The following is a 25,125-nucleotide window of genomic DNA, read 5'->3' as shown; positions in this document are numbered from 1 at the left end:
TGCCCTCCAATAATTCTGATATATGTATAATAACGTAAAAACTGAAATCAAAACTATGTTCATAATAAATATACTACGCATTTCTTATTGAGTTAAACGGCTTCGTTCGTTCAATAAAGAAAAAAAGAGCTGCCTATGCAACTCAATGATTTTTAATTAACGTATCCGTTTGTTTAAGTGCAATAATTCACACTGTATCGATAAAACGTTGATGAATGACCGATACAAAATTCTTCTTTTCCACTTCGCTTTTTAAATTGAGGCTTAGCACTAAACCTCCTACAGTATCGTCTGTTTCAAAAATCCGTTGATTTTGCTGATAGTAGTGCAGTATTTCCGGATACTCTTTACTTAGTTTTTCCATTTTTGTTTCGATTTTATATTCCTTTGTCCCAAAGCCTAGTGACGTATAAAGTGTAAACAATAACTCAATAGCTAACTCAAACATAATCATGCTTCATCAAATCCTAAATTAATCGGCTCTAACGGCAATTTATCCTGTGTCAGCATGTTTGTTGATTTCACTGATAAATCGACTTCCTCAAACTTAAATCCATCAGCCCACACTTTGCCTTCTCCTATTAATAAGATCCCAAAGTGAATAGAAGCACTCTCTTTTGGCACATCTAATACAATCGAATAGAAGTTCCAGTCCGTTGTACCCTGAATCGGTCGATTATCCATATTATCAAACTGAATCACATCACCTGTACTATTATCTACTCGACACCAAACCCCACATTTTACGACTTCGTCTGTCTTTAAGAAACAAGACACTTTAATACGTTTGCCTATCCAATTTTTTATAGATGATGAATTGTAATATTAAGCGCAACACCTTTAAGTCAAAATAAAAGAAGCCCATAACGACCTCGTATAAAATGTAGTTACCACACCAACATTTAGAGGAGGAATCGTTATGAGCTATACTCATCTTACCATATCTGAACGCGCTAAAATAGAAGCCTATCTTGAATTAGGTTATTCCAAACGAGAAATTGCGAAGCAGCTAAAACGCAGCCCCTCGACCATTTCAAGAGAGCTGAATCGCCATACAAATTGGTCAGCCGAAGTAGCACACAATCACTATCAAACGAATAAATCGAACTGTGGTGCGAAGCTAAAACTAACATCAGATTTAAAAGAAGCTGTTCAAGAAAAGTTGGGCGAAACGTGGTCACCTGAACAGATTGTCGGCCGTTTGTATCAGGGAAAGCTGAGCTTTAAAAGCATTTACCGCTGGATTTATAATGGCTTATTAGAAATGCCTTTAACGGTTCTTCGTCAAAAAGGAAAACGCCAGAAACCTCGTGAAACAAGAGGGCGTTTCAACATTGGCACGCCCATTTCAAAACGTCCAAAAGAAGTCCGTAAACGGGAATCATTTGGACATTGGGAGTTAGATACAGTCGTTTCTGGACGTGGACAAGCTAAGGGCTGCGTCGCTACATTTATTGAGCGTAAAACCCGCTGGTATACAGGCATTTTGATCCCAGACCGTTCCGCAAACTCAATGGAAACAGCCGTCAAACAGTTACACCAACAATTGCCCAAAGGTGCAATTCAAACAGCGACAACCGATCGTGGAAAAGAATTTAGCTGTTACAACGTGCTTGAGAAAGAACTAAACATCCAAGTCTATTTTGCGGATGCTTATTCTTCCTGGCAACGGGGCAGTAATGAAAACGGAAACGGCTTACTGCGCGAGTTCTTCCCTAAGAAAACGAATTTCGATCACGTGACACTAGATGATATGAATCAAGCACTCCATCTCATTAACAATCGGCCAAGGAAATGCCTTGGTTGGAAAACTGCATACGAAACGTTTCGGGAAGAACTGTTGCACTTAATTTGACAAACGGTCAGATAAAAAAAGAAGAAGGAAAGATATTCAATAATCTTTCCTTCTTCTTAGAGTGTCGACAAAAGGCTATCCGTTGGTTTTCCTATTCGAGTACAGCTCAAAAAATAATTCGCCAATCTGTTGATAGCCTAATGAATTTGGATGAACCAAGTCTTCCGACCAAAATGTATTATCCTCGGCAATCGAGTGACTCCACAAATTAATGTGAAATAAATTATACTCGTTACTCAACGTTTGTATGATGTCATTTGCTTCTATTAATTGTCCTTTTATCAATTGTTTCTGTTCAGGTGGCATAGGTATTCTAACAGTAAAGTCGGGGAGATTTCCTATAATAATGAATGCTCCTGATTTACTTAACGTCTCCACCATTAGTTTCATCTCGTCCTCAAATACCTCACGATTCCAGCGTCCTTTTAATATATCGTTTGCCCCTGCAATAATACTAACTAGGGTTGGCTTCATATCTACAGCTTCATTTAGTTGTTGCTCGCGAATTTCTTTTGTTATCAAACCACGTTTAGCCAAATTGGTATATGCTAAAACGGGCGTATGTAGTTGAGCGAAGTGATCTACCCAGCTTTTTAATGCTTTCCCTTCAACTTCATCCCCTATTCCTACAGTAAAACTGTCTCCGATTGCTACAAATTGGTTTCCCATGTTTACACCCCTACTTTAGAATTATCTTCAAATTCAGTATAGAATAGGTAATTATTTTAATCAATTTCTTGCGAGCACCTTTTTCATTTCAAACAAAAAAGTCAGCCCTTATTACTTAACGTAATAGAGACTGACCCTTTATTCAATAATCACTCTAATCTCTACCTCGACAGACCAGAGCGCGTCATTTTTAGTTTTATACAGTACGTTTATAATTCTTTTTACCATCGTATGAGTATAGAACCTTTTTTTCTTCACTAAACGTTTCTACATGAACAGGGCGCCCCCATAATTGATAAATGTACTTTAAAACATTTTCTAAATAGAGAGGATCTAGTTCCATTCCTTCATAGCCATGCGCTAAATACAACTCTCCATTTCGCAAATAATCTCCGTTGACCACTTCGATATATGGAAATCCTCCATTTACACGCATCGACACAAGTTGATCACGGACATTTTCATAATCCTTATCTGAAACCTTATATTCATTACCCTTTTTCTCAAATAAATAAAGGTCTTCCTGCTTCACCAAGTCCTTCGTTAAATAATTTCGTATAAAGGAAATGTCCGATTCTACTTCTCTTACTTCAAACATCTTTTCCCGACCAGAATTCGGCTTAATCCCTAATTTCCGCATCTCTTTATTTGGCTTGTTATATCGCTCCTCAATATCTTCAAAAATTTTTAATCCAAGATAATAAGGATTAATCGAAGTTTTAGAAGGTTGCACAACACCCGCATTTAGCTTTGCATATTCAATCGTTTCAGAAGTAGTTAGCTTTAGCTCTCTCATGATACGCTGATGCCAAAAAGAGGCCCAACCTTCATTCATAATTTTCGTTTCTAGTTGCGGCCAAAAATAAAGCATTTCCTCACGCATCATCGTTAATATATCCCGTTGCCACTCTTCAAGTTCACGACTATTTTGCTCGATAAATAATAACAGATCTTTTTCTGGCTTCGGAGGAAACTTTTTTACTTTTTTCCATAATGGTTTTGGCTCTGTTTCTTTTTCATCTAATTTCCAAAGATCATCGTATAGTGTTTTTTGTTCAATAATTTCCTCTTCATCCTCTTCATAATCGCTCGCTAACATCTTTGGGCGAATAATAGAAGGATCTATATGCTCTTGAATCGCTAACACAGCATCTAAAAATTGTTCGACTTCATCCTTTCCATAGCTCATTTCATAGTGAGCAATTCGTTCAGCTGTTGCTGTCATACTCTCGACCATGTCTCGTCTTGTATTGGAAAAGCGAACATTATTTTTAAAGAAATCACAATGTGCCAATACATGTGCGATAATCAATTTATTTTGGATCAACGAATTTGTATTTAATAAAAATGCATAACAAGGGTTCGAGTTAATGACAAGCTCATAAATTTGACTTAAACCAAAGTCGTATTGCAGCTTCATCTTATGAAATTGTTTTCCGAAGCTCCAATGGGAAAAACGTGTGGGCATTCCATATGCGCCAAATGTATAGATAATATCAGCAGGGCATATTTCATAGCGCATTGGATAAAAGTCTAAACCAAATCCTCCCGCAATTTCCGTAATCTCATCAATTACTCGGTGAAGCTCTTTTTCCATTTATCTAAATCCCTCCCACGTCTATTATTAAGGAATAAGTACTTAACGATTCTTCGCTCAAGATTAAACCTCTGCTTTTTGGAAAAAGCTTTTTAATGCTTCATATACATCACTTTTTTGTTTTAAAACATAATGTCGAAACTTTGGATTCTCGATTTTTTTATAAGTATTCATTAATGTGGAGTAACGACTATGTTGATTTACTTCTCCGTATCCAAACATACTGGATATTGTCATTAACTCCTTAACTAAATTAATACACTTCTCATTGTCCATAGACATGTTTTCTCCGTCCGAAAAATGAACAGGGTAAATATTATATCGAACTGGATTATATTTTTGCTTAATAAGCTCCAGTGCTTTGACATAAGCCGACGAACAAATAGTTCCTCCGCTCTCTCCTTTCGTGAAAAATTCTTCTTCAGTCACAACTTTCGCTTCCGTATGATGTGCAATAAATTCAATTTCAACTGTTTCATACTTAGAACGCAAAAACCTTGTCATCCAAAAGAAAAAGCTCCGTGCACAATATTTCTCAAAATTCCCCATCGAGCCACTAGTATCCATCATTGCAAGGACCACTGCTCTCGATTCGGGTTTCACAACCTCATCCCATGTTTTGAAACGTAAATCGTCATTATGAATAGGTGCAATCTCCGCCTTACCTTTCATGGCATTACGTTTAATAGCGGTTAAAATCGTTCGTTTTTTATCAATATTTCCCATAAGTCCTTTTTTCCGAATATCATTAAATTCTATTTTTTCTGTTGTAATATCCGCCATTTCTTTCTGCTGCAAATTCGGTAATTCTAATTCCTTAAATAAGACGTTCTGAACTTCTTCAAGGCTTACTTCGGCTTCATAGAAATCTTCCCCGGCTTTGTCACCCGCTTCTTTCCCTTGCCCAGGCGCCTTTTTTCCTTGGCTAGGATCACGAGCTACAACATCGCCTACTTTACTATCACCTTGTCCTTGACCAACATGTTTGGATTTATCGTAGTTGTACCTTATTTTATATTCATCTAAAGAACGTATAGGGATTTTAATGACATCACGACCATTCGACATCACAATACTTTCTTCACTTATTAAATCTGGTAAATTATTTTTAATAGCATCTTTTACTTTATCCATATGACGCTGTTGATCTTGGTACCCTTTACGATGGAGGGACCAATTTTCCTGAGAGATGACAAAACGTTTATTCTGATTTTCAGTCATTTTTATCCTCACCCATCTTTAACAAAAAATTTTAAAGGCTCTACAGCAAAACCTATCCTTTACAGCATATTCCACTACAATAACGTAAAGTTGATTTCCGTTCCGGCTAGGCGCTTTCCGACGAAAGCGAAGCGACAGGAGCACTCGCCCAGCCTCCACTCCAATAAATCAGCAATCTAAAATTAATATACAATAACATTCTTCAATTTAAATGCCTTACAAGTGACCCAAACTATAAAAAACTCTGTAAAGTACGTAGTCACTTTTTCTATCCTATGCGAATCTCTCGGATTATTTAACTTCTTTTAAGAAATAAAAAAGGAGTGCCACCCAAATTAATTGGACACTCCTATTTACTAATTAACGATTCAATAAGCTGCCTACGTATTGTAATAACTCATTGGCTGAAGTTGAATTATAGCCATGCTCATCAATAAGTCTTGCGACAACATCGTTGATCTTTTTCAGTTGTGATTCATCTGGCATTTTCGAAGAAGTTGTAATTTTCACAACATCTTTTAAATCAGCAAACAGTTTCTTTTGAATCGCTTCTCTCAATCTTTCATGAGAATTATATTCAAAACGTTTTCCTTTTCTCGCATAAGCCGAAATACGGATTAAAATTTCCTCACGAAATGCCTTTTTCGCATTTTCTGAAATACCAATTTGCTCTTCAATAGAGCGCATCAGTTTTTCATCTGGGTTCATTTCTTCCCCAGTTAGCGGATCACGAATTTTATTTTTATTACAGAAAGCCTCAACATTATCTAGATAATTATTCATTAACGTTTTTGCTGACTCTTCATACGAATACACAAATGCTTTTTGTACTTCATTCTTCGCAATTTCATCATATTCTCTTCTAGCAACTGCAATATAATTCATATATTTCTCTCGGTCTTCTTGAGAAATCGAAGCATGTTGATCGAGCCCATCTTTCAACGCACGCAACACATCTAGAGCATTAATAGACGGTATTTCTTTCCGAATGATAGCTGAAGAAATCCGATTAATAATGTAACGTGGGTCAATACCGTTCATACCCTCATTCAGATACTCTTTTTTCAATTCCGCTACATCCACGGAGTTAAATCCCTCTACACTTTCTCCGTCATACAGACGCATTTTCTTTACTAAATCCACGCCTTGCTTTTTCGGTACTTCTAGCCTTGTTAGTACAGAGAAAATGGCTGCTGCTTTTAAAGCATGTGGAGCAATATGCACATGTGAAATATCACTTTCATTAATCATTTTTTTGTAAATCCGCTCTTCCTGACTGACTTTTAAGTTATACGGAATAGGCATCACTATGATCCTTGAATGCAGTGCCTCGTTCTTTTTATTGGAAATAAAGGAGCGATATTCTGTTTCATTCGTATGAGCAACAATTAACTCATCAGCACTAATTAATGCAAATCGTCCAGCTTTAAAATTCCCTTCTTGCGTTAAAGATAATAAATTCCACAAGAATTTTTCATCTAGTTTAAGCATCTCTTGGAACTCCATCATGCCTCGATTCGCCTTGTTTAACTCCCCATCAAAACGATACGCACGTGGATCAGATTCAGATCCATATTCAGCAATCGTAGAAAAATCAATACTTCCTGTTAAATCTGCAATGTCTTGTGATTTCGGATCAGAAGGTGTAAATGTCCCAATCCCAACACGTTTGTCTTCAGAAAACGTAATACGTTCAACCATGACATTTTCAATACGACCGTTGTAATCCTCTTCAAGTCGCATTGTATTTAAAGGGGATAAACTACCTTCTACTCGAATACCATACTCTTCAAGAAAATCACTACGTAAATGATGTGGAATCAAATGCAGAGGATCCTCATGCATCGGACATCCCTTAATAGCGTAAACTGCACCTTCGTCCGTTCGTGAATATTGCTCAAGCCCTCGTTTTAGCAATGTCACAATCGTCGATTTACCACCACTCACAGGCCCCATTAATAATAAGATTCTTTTTCTAACATCTAATCTTTTGGCTGCAGGATGGAAATACTCCTCCACAAGCCTTTCAATTGCTGTTTCAAGCCCAAATATTTCTTGACCAAAGAAGCGGTACATTTTCTGCTCGTCTCTTTCCCCTAATCCAGCGCTTTTAATCATATGGTACACACGAGAATGGGCTGTTTGAGCAACTTCTGGTCTTTCTCTTACAATTTCTAGATAATCCGCAAACGTGCCTTCCCACTTCAACCTATCTTCTTCTTCTCGGTAACTTCTAATCTTATTTAAAATGTCGATAGCCTTCCCTCCATTCAGGGCTTGTTTTCTATCATAGTATGAAATCAGGAAAATTATGATACCTAATACTTTTTGTATTCTTTAACAATTTCTACTCATAGATTGATGATTGCAATATCTTCAACAACACATACGTCAAAATCAGCAAATCCAAAAATCCATTTCTTAAAAATGATCAACGTTACCCCACAGTATATGCAAACACCCTTCTAAAAGAATAACGCGAAAAATTTAAAATGGATTTTTCACAATAAATGGATTTTCTAATACGACATACATAAAAGACTCAAAGTAATTTTAAAACTCATGCACAGGCTAGACTTATGAAATATAAAAATCAGGTTATTCTAAGCCTAAAGAAAGGAGGTTATGTATTGGTTCGAAATCTTATTCCCTTACTAGCATTTACCATGTTGTGGAACGCTTCTTTTTTCACCACCGCATCAGCAAATGAAGAACCTTCTAGGGAAGAGATTCTACAGCAGCGGATGACCTATTATGTACAATTTGAAGATCAACTTGTCCCATGGTACTATTTAGCTGCAATCGATCAATATGAACGAAATATTCAATCCGTTCGTTCAGATATTCCTAAACGTGATGGCATAATTGCCATACAATTTTCTGACGAGTATTGGGCGGGAGCACTAAATCCCGTGAGTCAAGATACAGTTCCAACAACAATAGACTTTTTTGGAGGACTGGGCCTTGACGGTAATGAAGATGGGATTGCCAATCCAAAAGACGACTTAGATGTAATGTTCACAATGGCAAATTATTTAAGCAGTTTCGGGTCAACTGAAGATGATTATAAATTAGCCTTATGGGAATATTACAGTAGTGAAGAAGTCGTTAATCAAATCACGACTATTTCTAAACTTTATAAGCATTTCAAAACAACTGATATAGATACTCATACATTCCCTATTCCTGTTCGCTCCGAATACAGTTACAGAGGAACTTGGGGCGCCAATAGAGGTTGGGGTGGACGAAGAATCCACGAAGGAACAGACCTATTTGCAGGCTATGGGACACAAGTTGTTTCAACATCATATGGTGTTGTCGAGGTAAAAGGCTGGAATCAGTTCGGCGGTTGGCGTATTGGCATACGTGATAACCATAATTCGTATCATTATTATGCCCATCTTGGTAGTTATAATAAGGATATAAAAGTTGGGGATATTGTAGAGCCTGGTACGTTACTCGGTTATGTCGGTAGTTCTGGTTATGGGAAGGAAGGAACATCTGGTAAGTTTCCACCCCATCTCCATTACGGCATCTATAAATTCAACGGAAGAACGGAATGGGCATTTGATCCTTATCCATCCCTTTTGCAATGGGAAAGACAAGCTAAAAAGGCTAAGCAATAAATCTAAAACGACGAGCATCTATATTGTATAGTTACTCGTCGTTTTAATTTACGATTTTTTTGTTGTAATTTCCTCTTTACTGCCCACATCGTCTAATGATGTATCTCTTTCACACAATTTATTAAATCATATCTAACCAAATTTTCTGTTACAATCGTTAGAGTTTGGATGTAGCTAGTATATTTAAACGTTTAAATCCAAAAAACTAACTTTGCAATTATTCTAATTTTATCTATAATTGGTATAATAAATACATTTTCAAATGGAGCATGGATATGATTGTGAGAACAAAACCTTTAAAGATTAAGCTTAAACAAACACAAAATCCTCTTGAAGATTTTATGCAAATACACCATTATTCCAAGAATAAAGAAGTCCTTTTTGTAAGATACATTGGTATTCCTAATTCCATCGAACTTTACAATGAAAATATTCTTAAAATAGACCAATATTTTTCTTCAAATAGATCTACTGCATCATACTTACGATTACACGGACTTGAGCCAATATCAAATAAAAATGATATTAATCGACTATCAACCATTTGGGACAGTTGGAAGGATATTGTTAACAATCCCATCACTGACCCTAACTCGCTTTATCAAACACCTCTGTGCGCTCAATTAGATAACGAGTCCCTTGAATGGACTAAAAAAATCGCCTTTACAAAAATCCTTTCAATGTATAAAAATGCAAATCCAAATTCTAATGCTACGCTGCAAAAAAACTTTGTTATTAAATTTTTACATTGGATAGAAGCCTACTTACCAAAACTTTTTAAGCCTACTAGCACATCTCCCAAAGTCGTTTTTATTGGAGATATTAAACACCATGAATTATTATTTTTGTATTTCTTATCTAGACTTGGCTGTGACATATGCTATATGAATTCAAAAGAGGATATTGTCAATTTGTATCCTGACGTAGAAACATACTCAACATTATATGAGTGCAGAAGCCTATATTCAGGCAATATCGAAATTCCTGAATTTACACCTGCACCGAACATAGATCATACTTCCATGCCTCCTACACCGAATACAATTTCTCACTCCAAGATATCTAAACCTGCCAAACAGCATCAAAATCTAACTCCAGCTAAAGAATTTAGTTATGAGCAGCTGGCTAGTCTATCAAACTCAGTTGTTTTGATTAAAGTTTATGATAATGAAAATACTATATTGTGTGGCGGCTCAGGTGTAGTTATCCATAGCTGTGGCTATATTTTAACCAATCTACATGTAGTTGCGGGTGGGCATTATTATTCAGTACTTTATGAAAATGAAACGGAAGAATATTTTACAGACAAACTCATCAAGGATCATCAGCTCTATGACTTGGCGATTATTAGAGTTGATAAAAACTGTTCCCCTCTAACTGTTAAAGCTGATGACCATTTAGTTAGAGGGCAGAAGGTGGTTGCTATAGGTAGTCCTTTAGGGTTATTTAATTCAATTTCTGATGGTATTGTTTCCGGTTTCAGAGAGATTAATGATATCCCTATGATCCAATTTACTGCGCCCATTTCCAATGGAAGCTCAGGTGGTGCACTGTTAGATATGTACGGGCGGTTAGTAGGTCTGATTACTGCAGGATTTGATAAAGGACAAAATTTAAATTTAGCAGTGCCTTCAGAAAAAATATATCCATTCGTAGAAAACTTTATTGAACACACGAACTAAATTATTGTTCTATCGGCAACTCTGCTCCTATTACAAACACATAACACAAAGAATCCCTCCAATTGTTTGAAGGCATCTAACAATTGGAGGGACTTTTCTTTACAATTCACATATTAATATTACAAATCTTAACGATCCCGATTCACTATATAATTCATAAAATGCTTTAAAAATGTGGTATTGTGCGGCACTTCTTGCAACGCTTCCATTGCCATACAGTAATGTTCCCACATCTCTTTTTTAGCACCATCTTCCCCTAAGATGGACACAAAAGTGGAGCTGTTGTTTTCTGCATCCTTGCCAATCGATTTCCCAATCAAAATAGTATCGCCTTTCACATCTAGAAGGTCATCCTTAATCTGAAACGCAATGCCAGCATGTTGTGCGAATTTTTTCAATGCTTCAATCTCTACTTCGTTTGCATGTGCGAGAATTGCAGGCATGATGAGGGAAGCTTCGAATCCAATCCCTGTTTTATAAAAGCACATCATATTCAATTGTTCTAGTGTTAATGGTTTTCCTTTTGACTCCAAATCCATCGCCTGGCCCCTACACATATCTGCGGTCATTTGAGCAGAATATTGAATTAGTTTTAGTACAGTCCTCGAATCAAACTGATCTAGGGATGTTTGCTCCTCAATAGCCTTCTGCGTCAAAAAGAGACCAGTTAATTCTGCTATGGCACTGTTATATACTTGATGTAGCGTGGAACGACCTCTACGAATGGATGCATTATCTTGGGATGGTAGATCATCAAAGATTAGAGAGGCCGTATGCATATATTCCAATGATTTTAACAGTGGTATGATTGCTGACTCATTTAACCCATAAGCTTTAACACCCATGAACCAAGTTATTATTGGACGCAATCGTTTGCTATTACCCTCTAAAATATAATTTGCCGCATCAATGATTGGTTCATCAATCACAAATACATTATCTTTTTTGGGAATACTTAAGATACTGTTCAACTGATTGCGTAAAGATTCGATGGTATCTAAAAAGTCTCTCCGCTCTTCACGTTCATTTTTCAAAATAATAATGATATGATCTCGAAGTAGCTTATCAAAAAAATCCACATTATCTGCTTTGCGAACCATACTTTGAATGACTTTGTTGAAATTGGGGTCACCAGATGAAAGTAAATCCATAATTTCGTTGTATTTTTCGTTACCCATTCGTTCTTTAAATCGTTTTAGACCATTTATTGCCCGGTCCAAAATCACCTCACATGCTTTGGCATCTGAGTGGTACACGTTATGAATCAAATTAGAGATAACTGTCCAGTACAATTCAAATGGATTTATTAGATCCGGACGCTCTCCATGATATTTCATGTAGTAGGTATAAGGTGTTACCGCGCCAACCTCCATATCGTCAAACATATCTGCAAAGTCATCCGCCAGCTGATTGTAAATGCCATATAAAAATGTTCGATTGTCAAAGCCCTCGTCTTCAGGAGCACTAATTATTGAACGGGTAATTAATCTTGATGAAGAGGATTTTAAAATGATCGGTATATATAGTTCTTCATTAGTGTAATTCGCATAAGAAAGATCCTTTACTCTGTCTACATCTTGCGCATTAAAAAACACATAAGATTGCTCGAAAAAGGTCTTTTTTGTCTCTGGTAGTTGGTGGGATTTAATATATTCAAAGGCTTCCCGTAGCTCAGAATGTACATAGCGGATAAGCTCTACATTGCCACCATTCCAATCACCCAATTCCGGCACAGATCCTGTCGTAAGCGTGAGACGTATTAAATCGGAATATAGTTTTTTCTCTTCCACAGATAAGACATTGGCATCTAGAAGATCGTCTACGAAAGGATACGTCAGACCATATGAGTACCCTAGTCGAATCGCTTCATCCAGCTTTTGAGTACGTTCTTCAGGAGATACCTCATCTCCCATTTCCTCAACGACATGTAGTATTACACCCGCGATGATTTTGATAAGTTTCCGCTGCGCATGCACTGCATCCATCCCGTCTGGAATATTAGTGGATACAGTATTTAGTTTATTCATCACCCAAATCATTGCAGACTCAACACCTTCTTTTTGAGCCAGCCTATACAATTTTGGTACACTAAACATCTCAATATCATCTTCACGATCTGCAGTAAGGTGATTTTTTAACGTATCAACTACACCCCTAATCTTGGTCTGTGTGTCAGGTGAATCCAACGCTTTTCCCAAATCTCGCATGAAAATATAGGAGATGCTACGATCCAAATAATTATCTAATTTCCCTGTGTAATTTAACCATTTAATATAATTGTAATAACCTTTTGGACTAGTCTTTTTCTTGCCACGCGAAAAAAAGGAGAATAATGATGGAGGTTGAATATGTTGTTGTTTCCACCCTTGTATATCTTTTGTTAAGGTTGGACCATAGTTTTTTTGCTGGACCTGTACGTAAAGTGATGCAAAATAATGAGCAGCCCTCTGCTCAGCTTGCCGATAGCATCCATCAGCATTTATTAGTAACGTTTCATTCATTTTATAACTCACCTTTACTTGTTGGTCTCTTTTATTCAAGTCAATCTAAATAATCTAAAAGATTTATATTTTATTTTATCCTATCTGACATTTACCTACCTTATCTTTAACTTCTAACCTTACAGCCATTTATCCTCTAGTGTTACATAAAAAAAATAAAATTTCGCTCATATAGATTTTGTACATAGAAAAAGCCTTTACATTAGTAAAGGACAATTTAGGATAAACATGATTATATTTGTCATCATAAGAATTAACGCCATTGCCTTACTGGCACTCTTTCAAGGCGTTTAATAATCACACTTATCTTTTGATACCATTCATTACAGTTTTTAAATGCTTCCTCATATTCCTCCGAGTCTTTTGCAATCGCATCATCTTTTTCCATAAAAACATATTCTACAATAGGTTCTCCTAAATCATCGACGACCATTTTTAAGCTTAGCTTTTCAACTGTTTCTTCTTCTCCTTCTTCTTCGTCGTCGTCGTCTTCATCGTCTGACTCTACCATGTAAACGACCGAACTTCCCTCACTATCAGGCAAGGTACTACCTAGTAGTCCTTCCTTGGGATATAAAGATAGGATAGTTTCATCTTCTTCAATAGCAGCTTCCATTATTTGATTGAATGTATATTCTTTTATCTCAAATTGAGGTTGATCTTCTTCCATTTTCGCAATATAGAATTTCTTTGTATCTTCATTTATTAACAATGCGCTTAAATAATCAGTGGATAAAAAACATTGCGTATGTGGAATTCGTGCCAGCGCTTCTTCACTAATCCTTCTTCTTTCAGCATCTTTTCTAGCAGCTTCATTTCTTCTCTCTATATTCGCCCAGATAAACATTCCAAGTGCGATGATAATACAAATGCCAGTTACTATAGTGCTTTTCACCAAATACGCTATAACAATCCATATCATTCCTATGAAATATAAGAGTAAGATGATGTCCATTTACATTCCACCTTGTAGATCTATATTCGATTGAAAGCTCAACCATTATAGAAATACTATTCTGTAACTGCTATTTTTATTCTCTTTTCTAAAAGCGATTTGTATACCTTACCTTACGAAATATTGGAGAAGTTAAAAACACGATACGACTTAATTTCGAATAAATGTAATTACCGGATAAAAGCATTTGATTTGCACTTATTTATGGTTTATTTTTAATAATTTTTTTCATAATAAGTCAAATACCTGAGAAAAAACAAAATAAATTACTACATAGCATTTAAGTTTGTAATTCAATCAACTATTTATATTCCTTTATTATAAGGATTTATTAATTTTGGGAATCGATGTTTGACCATCATAAAACAGTATGTAGGATTAATATATACCACTTTCTAAAATGTATTAAAAACAAATCCAAGAGCATTCTAATTGCACGAGGAGGTGAGAAAGATATGGCTACAAATAACCGAAGTTCAAATAAACTTCAAGTACCAGGTGTACAAGAAGCCGTTAATCAAATGAAATACGAGATTGCACAAGAATTTGGCGTACAGCTTGGAGGAGAAGCTTCTTCTCGCTCAAACGGTTCAGTTGGTGGAGAAATCACGAAGCGACTTGTTCAAATGGCTCAAGAGCAAACAAAACAAACAAAAGGTAACTAATAAAATTAAATAAAAACGAAAGAACGAATTCCGTTAGTTGGAATCCGTTCTTTTTTGATAACAGCAATTGCACTTATTAATGACTCCAAGACTGTTTAATAAAGGGATGATTTACTCGGCCAAGGATTGATTCATTTTCATAAGGCGCAATCCGTTATGAACCGTCCCTATTTCTCACAAAAAAGAAAATTTTATTAAGTGGAGAAAATCCGCTAAACTATAATGTATTTTCTGTTTCCGCTTCCCACTTCTCAATTTCTGCTTTTACAATTGGTGCCACTTCTGTTCCTAATAACTCAATCGCCTTTAAGACATCTTCATGTGGCATTGAGCCTACGGGTACGTGGAGCATGAAACGTGTAACACCAACATTTTTACGTAAGAAAATGATTTTTTCTGCTACTGTTTTTACGTCACCAACGTAAAGAGCACCTTCTAGAGTACTTGCATTTTCAAATGTTTGTCGTGTATAAGGTCCCCAGCCACGTTCTTTACCTAACACATTCATTGCTTGTGCTGTTGGCGGGAAAAACTTTTCTTTCGCGATTTCAGTTGTTTCACCGACAAAACCGTGTGAATGAGAAGCTATTTTTAATTTAGAAACATCATGACCTGCTTGTTTCGCTGCGCGTTTATATAATTCAACAATCCCCGCAAATTGCAAAGGGCTACCACCAATAATGGCTAGCACAAGTGGCAAGCCTAAAACGCCTGCGCGTACTGCTGATTGAGGCGTTCCACCACTTGCAATCCAAACTGGTAACGATTGTTGAACCGGACGAGGATAAATGCCTAAGTTATTGATAGAGGCACGATGCTTCCCTTCCCATGTCACTTTTTCAGACTCACAGATTTTTAATAATAAATCTAATTTTTCATCGAATAGTTCATCATAATCTTCCAAGTCATAACCAAATAGAGGAAACGATTCAATAAATGAACCGCGACCTGCCATAATTTCTGCACGTCCATTCGATATTGCATCAAGCGTTGAAAATTCTTGAAATACGCGCACTGGATCATCCGAAGAAAGCACTGTAACTGCACTTGTTAGTCGAATTTGCTTCGTCTGCGATGCAGCTGCTGCTAATATAACTGCCGGCACTGAAGCAGCATAATCTACGCGGTGATGCTCCCCTACGCCAAATACATCCAACCCTACTTTATCCGCTAAAACAATTTCCTCCACTACTTCACGAATTCGCTCAGCATGACTAATGACTTTACCTGTTTTTACATCGGGTGTTGTTTCTACAAATGTCGTGATTCCAATTTCCATCATTATTTCCCCCTACTTAAATATGTACTGAACTCATCATACATTTTAAAAAAATGATTCTCAAACTTCGTGATTCATGGTGGCAAAGGTCCTTAATAAAGGTTATTTTCGTCTAGATTGTTGCTGTTAAACATAAGGACCAAGTTAATCTACAAAAAGTGTAGGATCAACCTGGTCTTTATGTTTTGATCTTTCGAAAATCCTTATTCAACTAAAGCACTCCATCTAAGAAGTAAAGTGATGCTTATTCCACAATCGCGCTCGATTGATGAACACAAGTTCTTCTTTAAAATTAAGACCAATCTTGAATCTATAAAAAACAGTCATAAATGCTACTTAGTTTTTTGATTATAAGACACAAATGGAAAAGGAAATAATAACAGAATATAAAAACACATTAGATATAACAATGTCCGCTATCTTCTGTCATACTTCCACTACTTTTAATTTTTCCTCTTTATAGTTTGAAGAAGCTTAATAAAGGTTATAAAACACTATAACGAAATATTTAAAATACAAAATAGGAGTTGGACAGTATGAGTTTTATTTGGTTCTTAATAATTGGCGGGCTTATCGGTTGGCTTGCAGCTATAATTTTGGGAAAAGATGTCCCAGGTGGAATTATTGGTAATATTATCGCAGGTATTATCGGTGCATGGATTGGTGGTATGCTTCTTGGAAGTTGGGGTCCTAAAATTTCTGATTTCTATGTCTTCCCTGCTCTCATTGGAGCAATTATACTGGTTTTCATTGTGAGCTTAATTATGAAATCATTGCGTAAAGCTTCGTAAACTAAATAAATCTTTTAGTTTATTTTTGTGAATCAGATGTAACTAACAATAAATGGTGATTGTGTTTACAGTAAAAAGGCGGCCTCCACAAACTAATGTGTGGAGGACCGTTTTTTTTATTCTTATTTACTTAACAATCCTCGGCTCCGTGAAATCAAGAAGAACAGAATGGCTTATTCAACAATAGCGTCCTATTCTTGAATAAGGTACAATCCCTAAATAGAATAGTGCCCAATTATAGAATAACAACTTACAATGTTTTCGAGTTGTTCATTAGTATTCCATTAGTTGTTAATGCCACTCTAACATAATTAAAAACTAAAAAGATGTTTTATTCATTCAATTTAGTGGAATAGACTGAATGTGAACATATATAGGAGGGATAAATAATGACAGTCAAATTGACAGTAGAAAACGTAGTACAGGCGAAACAAGAAGTGGAGAAATTAGAAGCGCAAGGATATCTTCGAGATAACATTTACATCTTTGCGCACTATGAAGAACGTGAAGATGATATTAACGAAGCACTCGGGACAGAAGAAGCTGGTATTGGCGAGCAAGGGTTCCTGACTTCTATGAAGAACCTGGTGAATTCCCGTGGAGATGAACTCCGCAATGAGTTAGCTTCTGTCGGATTAAGTGAATCGGAAGCTGCTCAATTCGAAAAGGAACTGGATACAGGTAAATTGGTCATAGTTGCCAATAAGTAAAAACAAACCCGGGAATCCAATCCCGGGTTTGTTTTTCATTTTACAAGTCCTCCTCGTATTCCTTGGACTCTGTATTCCAGATAGCCTTTCAACCAAGTCAGTATAAAAACCCATCCTTCTTTATTGTCAATGATCTGCTCGAGGAAATTTTCATCTTCTTCATTAAAGAGTCTTCTTCAACAATATGGTCCAATTTTTGAAGAAGAAGCGCAATCTCTTCTCTAGAATTGCGCCCGATTGCTGAAGATTATTATGTATGCAAAGAAGGAGATAAAAAAGCAACTTTCCGGGAACTACAAAACAGGAGTGGAATTCTAAAAGGAACGAACCTTGAAGGTGAAATGTGTCTAGAAATACTAAAAAACGGGTAAAGAATACATAGTTGAAGCAAACAGGAGGTAATTTTTAATGAAGAATCAATTTATTGGCGTATACGATAATGAACAAAGAGCGGCTGAAGTTGTTGAAGATTTAAAAGAGAAAGGCTATACAACTGAGGAAATTTCAGTTATTGCTAAAAAAGCAAAAGAACTATCTGAAAACACACAGGAAGTAAAATCCTCCACTATGGATGGAGCCCTTGCTGGAGCTGCAACTGGAGCTGCAATTGGCATAGCAGGAGTGATAGCAGGATTATCCACTGTATTAATTCCCGGATTTGGCGCTGTGTTGGCTGCAGGTCCTATTATTACAACAATTGGAGGAGCAGTCGTAGGGGCCAGCTCTGGTGCTGGCGGATTAAAGCATGCTCTTATGGAAATTGGAGTCCCAGATGATGAAGCTGAACGCTATTCTAATGACGCTCAGGATGGTAAAATCCTGGTATTTCTTCATCCTAAAGAGTGAGGGCGGATTGAATGGTCGATGTTCGCATAAATAACACGCAGTGATTTTAGCTAAAAGTCGCTAAATCACTTGATGTAATAGTTTTCCTCAGGAATTGACTCATGATGGACTACAATGGAAAGCACGTGAGATTCCGGTTCTTAAGATGCAGGTTTGATTCCTGCCAAGGGCGTACGAAAATTAGTGAGTTCCTATATTTGTATGGGTTTTGTACAAACATAGGACATTTTTTTGTTTGGGTGCTTTTCAATTGCCGATACCACACAACATAAGATTTCATCTAAAAGGAATCCCATTTAGGAAGTCCACTACTTGCCATAACCCTTCGTTTAAAGGATGAATTTACTTAATTATAATCTCTTGTTTTGGCGCCATGATTATCGTCATCAACGGTACCTTTCCCCGCCTTGTTGTCCAGCGCTCCTCCAGAAACAGCACCTGCACTTGCAACTGAACCAAATGGATCAAGAGCAGAAGCCATAGTATCCCCAGTAAAAGCACCTACTGCCTTGCCAGTATTGTTATCATCACGTTTGCGTTTGTTGATATCAGCCATCTATTTTACTCCCTCGCTTTTATAAGGAAGTGCTATTGTTTAAGCAGCACTGTCCCCTAACATATTTTGTCCAATAGCGACAAATTTACGAGGAGGGATTAATGAGCATCTGTAAATTTTTTTACCACCCAGTGTTATTCCACAATCTGGCCCGATAGTTGAACACAAGTTAAACAACACTCTTCAACTAACCTGCTTACGTTAAATAAAGAAAAAAGTGTTGCATATGCAACTGAATGATCCACAAGTAAAGCCCCTGTACAAGCTTCTTAATTCTACCATTAATATTATTTTTCACATTTTTGTAACCATTTTTCTTACTCCATCTAGTTGAAACTCTTTTTGGATAATGCTATTATATAAAAAAGTTATTTTTGACTTTACAAAGTTGCAAATCTGTGATTTTCATCTTATGTAATTGAGCAAGAATAGAAAAAAAAGCGGATTACGCAACGGAGGTTTTTTCTCATGGAAAAAGGTACAGTAAAATGGTTTAACTCAGAAAAAGGTTTTGGATTTATCGAACGTGAAGGTGGCGAAGATGTATTCGTACATTTCTCAGCTATCCAAGGCGAAGGATTCAAATCTTTAGAAGAAGGTCAACCAGTAACGTTTGAAGTTGAAGCAGGACAACGTGGTCCTCAAGCAACTAACGTTCAAAAAGGATAAGTAACTTTTTCCTAGAAAGAGGATGTAGTTCTGTAATTTACAGAGTTGCATCCTTTTCTCTTTCTCGAAAGAATTTTAATAAACCTTTTTGCGAATTTCCCAACCCTTAATAGGGTTTTGTCTCCCCATGTTGATCTAAATTCAAAAAAGTAAAATCCTTATTCAGCTATCCTGCTTACTTTAGTTGAATAACAATAAAGGCTGTCACTGACTAGCCTTGTTCCGCTAACGCACCTGTTAGTGTGAGTACAACCCATCACAATCTCATTTAGTTTTTAAAAGAGATAACTCACATACTCAGTTGAAGAAATAAGCCTTAGTTCGTAGCTACTTGTTTGTAAATTGTGTATTTTCCAATTTAGGTAAAATTATTTTTAATTCAATTAAGTCATCTATTACAATATTAGCCTGAGAAAGTTCATCTTCTTGTGCAAAATCAAAATTACATCCAATTGAAACTAATCCATTATCCTTTGCAGCATTAATATCAGATAAACGGTCTCCAACTACTGCCGCATTAGTAATACCGTATTTTTCCAGAATCATCCGAATCAAGTCTGATTTATTCAACGACTCGATTTGTTGAATACTAAATGTTTCAGTAACCCAATTATCCAAATTATAATAACTTACGATTGCTTTTAAATATTCCGTTAAACCATTACTTGCGATGTAAATTGAATAATTATTCTCTTTCAAATAACTGAAAACTTCCTTTACATTAGGATATAATTCACCTTTCCCACTTCTTATATTTTCAACTAATCTTTCCAGAAAATAAGTATCAGTTTGTTCTTTTACTTCATTAGAATGATTAGGTAACAAAGTTTCCCATACTTTTGGTAAAGGTACACCCATAATTTCACGGTATTTATCAATTGGGGTTACTGTATCCCATTTATTTAGTGACCGCAAATGGTTAAAAGTATCATCAAGTGATAATTCTAATATCTTATTTGTTTGAAATAGTGTTCCATCCATATCAAAGATTAGTGATTGAGACATTATTTTTCTCTCCCTTTTAAATAACTGATTCATTCAAAGTTTAGCAGAAAAATTAATATGAATTAACTAATTATTCTTAAACTATCCTACGACGGTAGCACAAGATGCGATTGCTCTAATTGAACAATCGCCTCTATTGAAGAAAGAATTTTAATATCTCCCTCTGTTATCTTCCCATCTAGGGTCTTCTTTCCAATTATATGTATCTTTAAAGATATTTAATTGATGGTTATTAATATCAACTGTTTCGTTATCTAGCCATTTTGTTTTTACGGTATGCTCATCATAGCTCCAATAAATTGTTTTTACTTTATTTCCAAAATCAATTTCTACTCGTATTGCCGTTCTTACTGTAGCACCACCTCTGTCAATTAAGTATGCTCTTGCTGTATACTCTCCATTTGGTGATGGATACTCTGATAAAAATTCACCTTCAGGTAATTCATCTAATTCGACAACAAGAAAATCATAAATAGCGTAAATAGGTATCCCAATAAGAAATATAATAGCTAATACAATAACCCACTTCTTCATTACCCATCTCCTTGTTTACAATGGCTTGTATCACTAATTTACTGCGTTAGTAAATTAGCATCTCTACTTATTATAGAAACGCCCTCCGTTGAATAACAACAATCTTTGAGAAAACAGCATTAATAAAACAACAAAAGCCCCATTCCGAAGAAAGAGACTTTTGCTCCAAACTAATTACTGTTCACTTACGCTCTATATTTTACTGCTAAACCTTTTAAAAACTTACGTGCAAAATTATCGCCGCACTCTTTGTAATTTCGATGCCCTGGTTTTCTTAGGATAGCGCCTAATTCACCTTTTGATACAGCAATACCGCCATCATCTAAGATGTTAAGCATATCTTCTGTCGTTAATTGTAGTGCTACTTTCAATTTCTTCAGCAGCATATTGTTTACATTGTCTGATTTTTGTTCAGTCGGTTCAGGATTTTTAGCTTGTCCTGGTTTTACTTCTTGTTTCCCTCTTTTAAACGTAATCAGACCATTTAAAAATGATTCTAACATCTTATTATTGCACTTGATTTGATCATCATTTTCCTCTACTTCAACACCATCAATTTCTTCTTTTGTTTTTGTGAGGATTTTGAGCACATCTTCTTTTGTGACTTCAATACCACCAAGTTTAAAGATTTCAATCATATCTTTATTTTTTATATCTAACGCATAGCGCACTCGTATTAAAATATCGTTATTATCCATTTATAAACCTCCTATTAATATTGCCTTTATGCATAATTGTTTTATCATTTTATTAAGCTTTTCGAAATGGTCATCTCATCATCGATTGGAATAGATATGAATTCTAATTGCATATGATTTGTAACAGTATCATTGAATTACTTCATTTTATTCAAAATTACGTGTTTGTTTAACACTCTGGTCCGTTACACTACCTCATACAAGTGTATTAGCAGTAACTATTATAGCATCCAATTCCACCAGTTCAATGTAATAACTCAGATAGTTATCATAATTATCTTTCTAGTAGAATCTTAAACGACAAGTAAAGCCCACCAAAATGAACTGGTGGGCTTTACTTGTGTAAAAAATAGATGGACGACTTTGAACATATTTTAAAGGATGCTCAAACTTGTTTCCTTTATATCTGTGATTAGCATGTGACCTGGTGCATGCGTAATCATAATTGCAGGTTTGCTTTCCATTGCCACTGCTTGAGGTGTTACGCCGCAAGCCCAGAATACAGGTATTTCTCCTGGCTTAATGGACACTGCATCACCGAAATCTGGTTTTGAAATATCCATAATCCCAATTTGTTCTGGATTACCGATATGTATCGGTGCACCATGTACATTTGGAAAGCGTGAAGTAATTTGTATTGCACGAATCGCATCTTCTGGTGTCATTGGACGCATGCTAACAACAGTTGGTCCCTCAAACATTCCTGCCTTTTCACATGGGATATTCGTTTTATACATTGGCACATTGCAGTTTTCTTGAATATGTCTAATTGGAATACCTGCTTCAAGAAGCGGTGTTTCAAATGTAAAGCTACAACCAATTGAAAATCCAACCATATCGTCTTCCCAATAATCCGTAATATCTAATACTTCCTCTGTGAAAATACCCTCACGATATATACGATATTTCGGAATGTCCTTACGAATATCAGCATCTTTCGAAATTGTAGAAGGTATAAATGATCCAGGTTCTGTCACGTCTAGTAATGGGCACTGTTTTGGATTTCGCTGACAAAACAATAGAAAATCAAAAGCATGCTCCTTCTTTAAGATTACTAAATTTGCTTGTGTAAATCCGATTGACATCCCAGAAGTCGGTCCAGTTATGTTTTGATTTCGAATAAGTTTACGTATTTCATTTGGATCTAAAGTGCTATATGTAGTCATCATCAATTCACTCCTTATAAATGAACCATCCATGATAAGTTGCTCATGGATGGTAGTAGATTAACCAAATAATTTTTGCATTTGTTCCATCAATGTAATTACGCTTAAATACCCCATAAGTACGATTACGATTACGCCAGACACCGTTAACCAACGGGGATGCTTGTATGTACCCACAATGTCTTTTTTATGTGCAGCAATCAAAATAATACTAAGTGCTAATGGTAAAATCAGCGCATTTAATGCCCCAACGATAATTAACACATTCACAGGCTTTCCGATGAAGGCAAAAGTTCCTGTTGAAACGATGATAAATGCGATAATCACCCAATTATGATATTTTTCAATCTTCGGGTGGAATGAACGAATAAAAGAAACTGATGTATAAGCCGCACCTACAACAGACGTAATTGCTGCAGCCCACATAATCATACCAAACATACGATAACCAATATTACCTGCAGCAAGTTGGAAAACAGATGCAGGCGGATTATCAGGATCAATGGCTAAACCTTGTGAAACAACGCCAAGAACTGCTAAAAATAACGCAATTCGCATCACGCCTGTAATTAAAATCCCTGTCACAGAACTTTTTGTTACTTCTGGCAAAGATTCTTGTCCTTTAATGCCCGCATCCAAAAGGCGGTGACCACCAGCAAATGTTATGTATCCTCCTACTGATCCACCAACCAAAGTTACGATTGCAAACCAGCTAATTTCTTGAGGCATAAAGGTACTCACAATCGCTTCTCCTACAGGAGGTGAAGTTTTAAAAGCAACAAATAGCATAAGTAGAATCATAATACCGCCAGCCACTTGAGCTACCTTGTCCATTGCCTTACCTGCTTCTTTATAAACAAAGATAAAAACGGCAAACAGAGCACTTACAACAGCCCCTGTGATTGGATCTAAACCAATCATTGCATTTAGCCCTAGACCCGCTCCAGCAACGTTCCCAATATTGAATGCTAAACCACCTATAACGATCATAAGGGCAAGGACAACGCCTAACCCTGGCAATACCTTATTGGCAATCTCTTGCCCACGTAATCCAGAAACAGCAATAATTCGCCAAACGTTAACCTGTGCAACAACATCTAGAATTAATGAAATTAATATAACAAACCCAAAACTTGCAGCTAATTGCTGTGTAAATATTGTTGTTTGTGTTAAAAAACCTGGTCCAATAGATGAGGTAGCCATTAAAAAGGCCGCTCCTAGTAATACACTTTTACTTGCGGTTTTCTTAACAAACTTACTTTTTTTCTTTTGCTCTATGTCTGCTGTAATAACTTCGATTTTATTAGCTCCCATTGAGGTCCTCCTTGATTGCACGTACAGATATATGCTGTTCCGTTAATTTTGTATGAATATTTTTCGCAAATTCTACAGCATGTTCTCCGTCCCCATGAATACAAACAGTATCTGCCTGTAGTGAGACTTCGATTTGTTGCTGTGATAGTACTTTTCCTTCTTTCACCATTCTTACAACCTGTTCAATAGCTTGTCCGTTATCAGTAATCAATGCATCTGGTTGTTTGCGAGATGTTAAAGAACCATCCTGCTGATAGGTACGATCTGCAAATACTTCATGTGCTGTTTGAAGCCCTAGTTTTTCTCCGGCTTTTGTTAATTCGCTACCAGAAAGACCGAATAACACAAGTGACGGTGAAATATCATAAACGGCTTGTGCTATAGCCTCAGCAATTGCAGGACTTTTAGCCGCCATATTATAAAGCGCTCCATGTGGCTTAACATGCTGCATGGTTTCATTGTGGATAGTTAAAAAACCTTGCAACGCCCCAACTTGATAAACAACCATATCATAAGCTTCCTGTGGTGTGATGTTCATCTCACGTCGCCCAAATCCATTTAAATCCGGTAATCCTGGATGTGCTCCAATTTTCACACCATTCGCAATGGCTAGCTTAACTGTTTCTCGCATAACCGTTGGATCTCCAGCATGGAACCCACAAGCGATATTAGCAGATGTTACATATTTTAAGATTTCTTCTTGCTCTCCAAGTTGATAACGACCAAAACTTTCCCCTAAATCACAGTTTAAATCAACACGAAACATCTTCTTCCCCCCACATCTTT

The 25,125-nt window shown here is 36.3% G+C and carries 23 protein-coding genes and 1 pseudogene; 8 read left to right on the top strand and 16 right to left on the bottom strand.

The features are described from left to right. Positions 1–187: 187 nt before the first annotated feature. Positions 188–454, bottom strand: a complete 267-nt coding sequence (locus AEA09_RS00390; protein WP_053581967.1) for a hypothetical protein — start codon at positions 452–454, stop codon at positions 188–190. Then, positions 451–798, bottom strand: a pseudogene (locus tag AEA09_RS00385) (AraC family transcriptional regulator); the annotation flags it as partial. The gene AEA09_RS00390 and the pseudogene AEA09_RS00385, both read right to left, overlap by 4 nt. A 121-nt stretch (positions 799–919) precedes the next feature. Here AEA09_RS00385 and AEA09_RS00380 point away from each other — a divergent pair. Continuing rightward, on the top strand, positions 920–1,855 hold the full coding sequence (locus AEA09_RS00380; protein WP_053581966.1) for an IS30 family transposase: 936 nt from the start codon (positions 920–922) through the stop codon (positions 1,853–1,855). A gap of 75 nt (positions 1,856–1,930) precedes the next feature. Here the strand turns inward: AEA09_RS00380 and AEA09_RS00375 are convergent, their stop codons facing one another. The 4 genes from AEA09_RS00375 to AEA09_RS00360 form a co-directional block, all read right to left on the bottom strand. Then, positions 1,931–2,524, bottom strand: a complete 594-nt coding sequence (locus AEA09_RS00375) for an SGNH/GDSL hydrolase family protein (protein WP_053581965.1) — start codon at positions 2,522–2,524, stop codon at positions 1,931–1,933. A 196-nt stretch (positions 2,525–2,720) separates the two neighbouring features. Then, entirely contained in the window at positions 2,721–4,121 is a 1,401-nt protein-coding gene (locus AEA09_RS00370) for a SpoVR family protein (protein ID WP_053581964.1), read from the bottom strand. 63 nt (positions 4,122–4,184) lie between these two features. After that, the gene (yhbH, locus tag AEA09_RS00365) at positions 4,185–5,342 is read right to left on the bottom strand and encodes a sporulation protein YhbH (RefSeq protein WP_053581963.1); all 1,158 of its coding nucleotides are present in this window, start codon (positions 5,340–5,342) and stop codon (positions 4,185–4,187) included. Positions 5,343–5,702: 360 nt separating this feature from the next. Beyond that, positions 5,703–7,598, bottom strand: coding sequence for a PrkA family serine protein kinase (locus AEA09_RS00360; RefSeq protein WP_053581962.1), 1,896 nt, complete (start codon positions 7,596–7,598; stop codon positions 5,703–5,705). A gap of 410 nt (positions 7,599–8,008) precedes the next feature. On the opposite strand from AEA09_RS00360, the gene AEA09_RS00355 reads away from it, so the two are divergent. Together AEA09_RS00355 and AEA09_RS00350 are read left to right on the top strand one after the other, a co-directional pair. Then, complete coding sequence (locus AEA09_RS00355) at positions 8,009–8,968, top strand: M23 family metallopeptidase (protein ID WP_053582279.1); 960 nt, start codon at positions 8,009–8,011, stop codon at positions 8,966–8,968. 275 nt (positions 8,969–9,243) lie between these two features. Beyond that, a complete protein-coding gene (locus AEA09_RS00350) occupies positions 9,244–10,650 on the top strand; it encodes a trypsin-like peptidase domain-containing protein (protein WP_053581961.1) in 1,407 nt (468 codons plus the stop codon). 128 nt (positions 10,651–10,778) lie between these two features. On the opposite strand, the gene AEA09_RS00345 is transcribed toward AEA09_RS00350, so the two are convergent. Next, positions 10,779–13,151 carry a polyprenyl synthetase family protein gene (locus AEA09_RS00345; protein WP_053581960.1) on the bottom strand — a complete coding sequence of 791 codons (2,373 nt, stop codon included), beginning with the start codon at positions 13,149–13,151 and terminating at the stop codon, positions 10,779–10,781. A gap of 253 nt (positions 13,152–13,404) precedes the next feature. Further along, complete coding sequence (locus AEA09_RS00340; protein ID WP_053581959.1) at positions 13,405–14,106, bottom strand: hypothetical protein; 702 nt, start codon at positions 14,104–14,106, stop codon at positions 13,405–13,407. Positions 14,107–14,561: 455 nt separating this feature from the next. Between AEA09_RS00340 and AEA09_RS00335 the strand changes: the two genes are divergently transcribed. Next, entirely contained in the window at positions 14,562–14,771 is a 210-nt protein-coding gene (locus AEA09_RS00335; protein ID WP_053581958.1) for an alpha/beta-type small acid-soluble spore protein, read from the top strand. Positions 14,772–14,988: 217 nt separating this feature from the next. On the opposite strand, the gene AEA09_RS00330 is transcribed toward AEA09_RS00335, so the two are convergent. After that, positions 14,989–16,050 carry an LLM class flavin-dependent oxidoreductase gene (locus AEA09_RS00330; protein WP_053581957.1) on the bottom strand — a complete coding sequence of 354 codons (1,062 nt, stop codon included), beginning with the start codon at positions 16,048–16,050 and terminating at the stop codon, positions 14,989–14,991. A 536-nt stretch (positions 16,051–16,586) separates the two neighbouring features. On the opposite strand from AEA09_RS00330, the gene AEA09_RS00325 reads away from it, so the two are divergent. From AEA09_RS00325 to AEA09_RS00315, 3 genes are all read left to right on the top strand, one after another. After that, entirely contained in the window at positions 16,587–16,841 is a 255-nt protein-coding gene (locus tag AEA09_RS00325) for a GlsB/YeaQ/YmgE family stress response membrane protein (protein WP_053581956.1), read from the top strand. Positions 16,842–17,230: 389 nt separating this feature from the next. Beyond that, positions 17,231–17,551 carry a YflT domain-containing protein gene (locus tag AEA09_RS00320; RefSeq protein WP_053581955.1) on the top strand — a complete coding sequence of 107 codons (321 nt, stop codon included), beginning with the start codon at positions 17,231–17,233 and terminating at the stop codon, positions 17,549–17,551. 408 nt (positions 17,552–17,959) lie between these two features. Then, on the top strand, positions 17,960–18,397 hold the full coding sequence (locus AEA09_RS00315) for a general stress protein (protein ID WP_053581954.1): 438 nt from the start codon (positions 17,960–17,962) through the stop codon (positions 18,395–18,397). 346 nt (positions 18,398–18,743) lie between these two features. Here the strand turns inward: AEA09_RS00315 and AEA09_RS00310 are convergent, their stop codons facing one another. Further along, complete coding sequence (locus AEA09_RS00310) at positions 18,744–18,953, bottom strand: hypothetical protein (protein ID WP_053581953.1); 210 nt, start codon at positions 18,951–18,953, stop codon at positions 18,744–18,746. Between the two features lie 468 nt (positions 18,954–19,421). Here AEA09_RS00310 and AEA09_RS00305 point away from each other — a divergent pair, with 468 nt between their 5' ends. After that, the gene (locus AEA09_RS00305; RefSeq protein ID WP_053581952.1) at positions 19,422–19,622 is read left to right on the top strand and encodes a cold-shock protein; all 201 of its coding nucleotides are present in this window, start codon (positions 19,422–19,424) and stop codon (positions 19,620–19,622) included. Positions 19,623–19,949: 327 nt separating this feature from the next. Here the strand turns inward: AEA09_RS00305 and AEA09_RS00300 are convergent, their stop codons facing one another. From AEA09_RS00300 to pxpA, 6 genes are all read right to left on the bottom strand, one after another. Then, positions 19,950–20,627 carry an HAD family hydrolase gene (locus AEA09_RS00300; protein ID WP_053581951.1) on the bottom strand — a complete coding sequence of 226 codons (678 nt, stop codon included), beginning with the start codon at positions 20,625–20,627 and terminating at the stop codon, positions 19,950–19,952. A 150-nt stretch (positions 20,628–20,777) separates the two neighbouring features. After that, positions 20,778–21,161, bottom strand: a complete 384-nt coding sequence (locus AEA09_RS00295) for a DUF5412 family protein (RefSeq protein WP_053581950.1) — start codon at positions 21,159–21,161, stop codon at positions 20,778–20,780. A 185-nt stretch (positions 21,162–21,346) separates the two neighbouring features. Beyond that, positions 21,347–21,859 (bottom strand): YehS family protein, encoded by a 513-nt coding sequence (locus AEA09_RS00290; RefSeq protein ID WP_053581949.1) that lies wholly within the window; start codon positions 21,857–21,859, stop codon positions 21,347–21,349. Positions 21,860–22,233: 374 nt separating this feature from the next. Further along, positions 22,234–23,025, bottom strand: a complete 792-nt coding sequence (locus AEA09_RS00285; RefSeq protein WP_053582278.1) for a putative hydro-lyase — start codon at positions 23,023–23,025, stop codon at positions 22,234–22,236. Positions 23,026–23,085: 60 nt separating this feature from the next. Then, positions 23,086–24,339, bottom strand: a complete 1,254-nt coding sequence (locus tag AEA09_RS00280; protein ID WP_082332513.1) for an NRAMP family divalent metal transporter — start codon at positions 24,337–24,339, stop codon at positions 23,086–23,088. Then, on the bottom strand, positions 24,329–25,105 hold the full coding sequence (gene pxpA / locus AEA09_RS00275; RefSeq protein WP_053581948.1) for a 5-oxoprolinase subunit PxpA: 777 nt from the start codon (positions 25,103–25,105) through the stop codon (positions 24,329–24,331). Before pxpA ends, AEA09_RS00280 begins: the two co-directional genes overlap by 11 nt. Between the last annotated feature and the right edge of the window lie 20 nt (positions 25,106–25,125).

Source organism: Lysinibacillus contaminans (assembly GCF_001278945.1).
Taxonomy (GTDB): Bacteria; Bacillota; Bacilli; order Bacillales_A; family Planococcaceae; genus Lysinibacillus; species Lysinibacillus contaminans.
The sequence above is the reverse complement of the archived record's forward strand: the minus strand, read 5'-3'. Positions and strand labels throughout refer to the sequence as shown.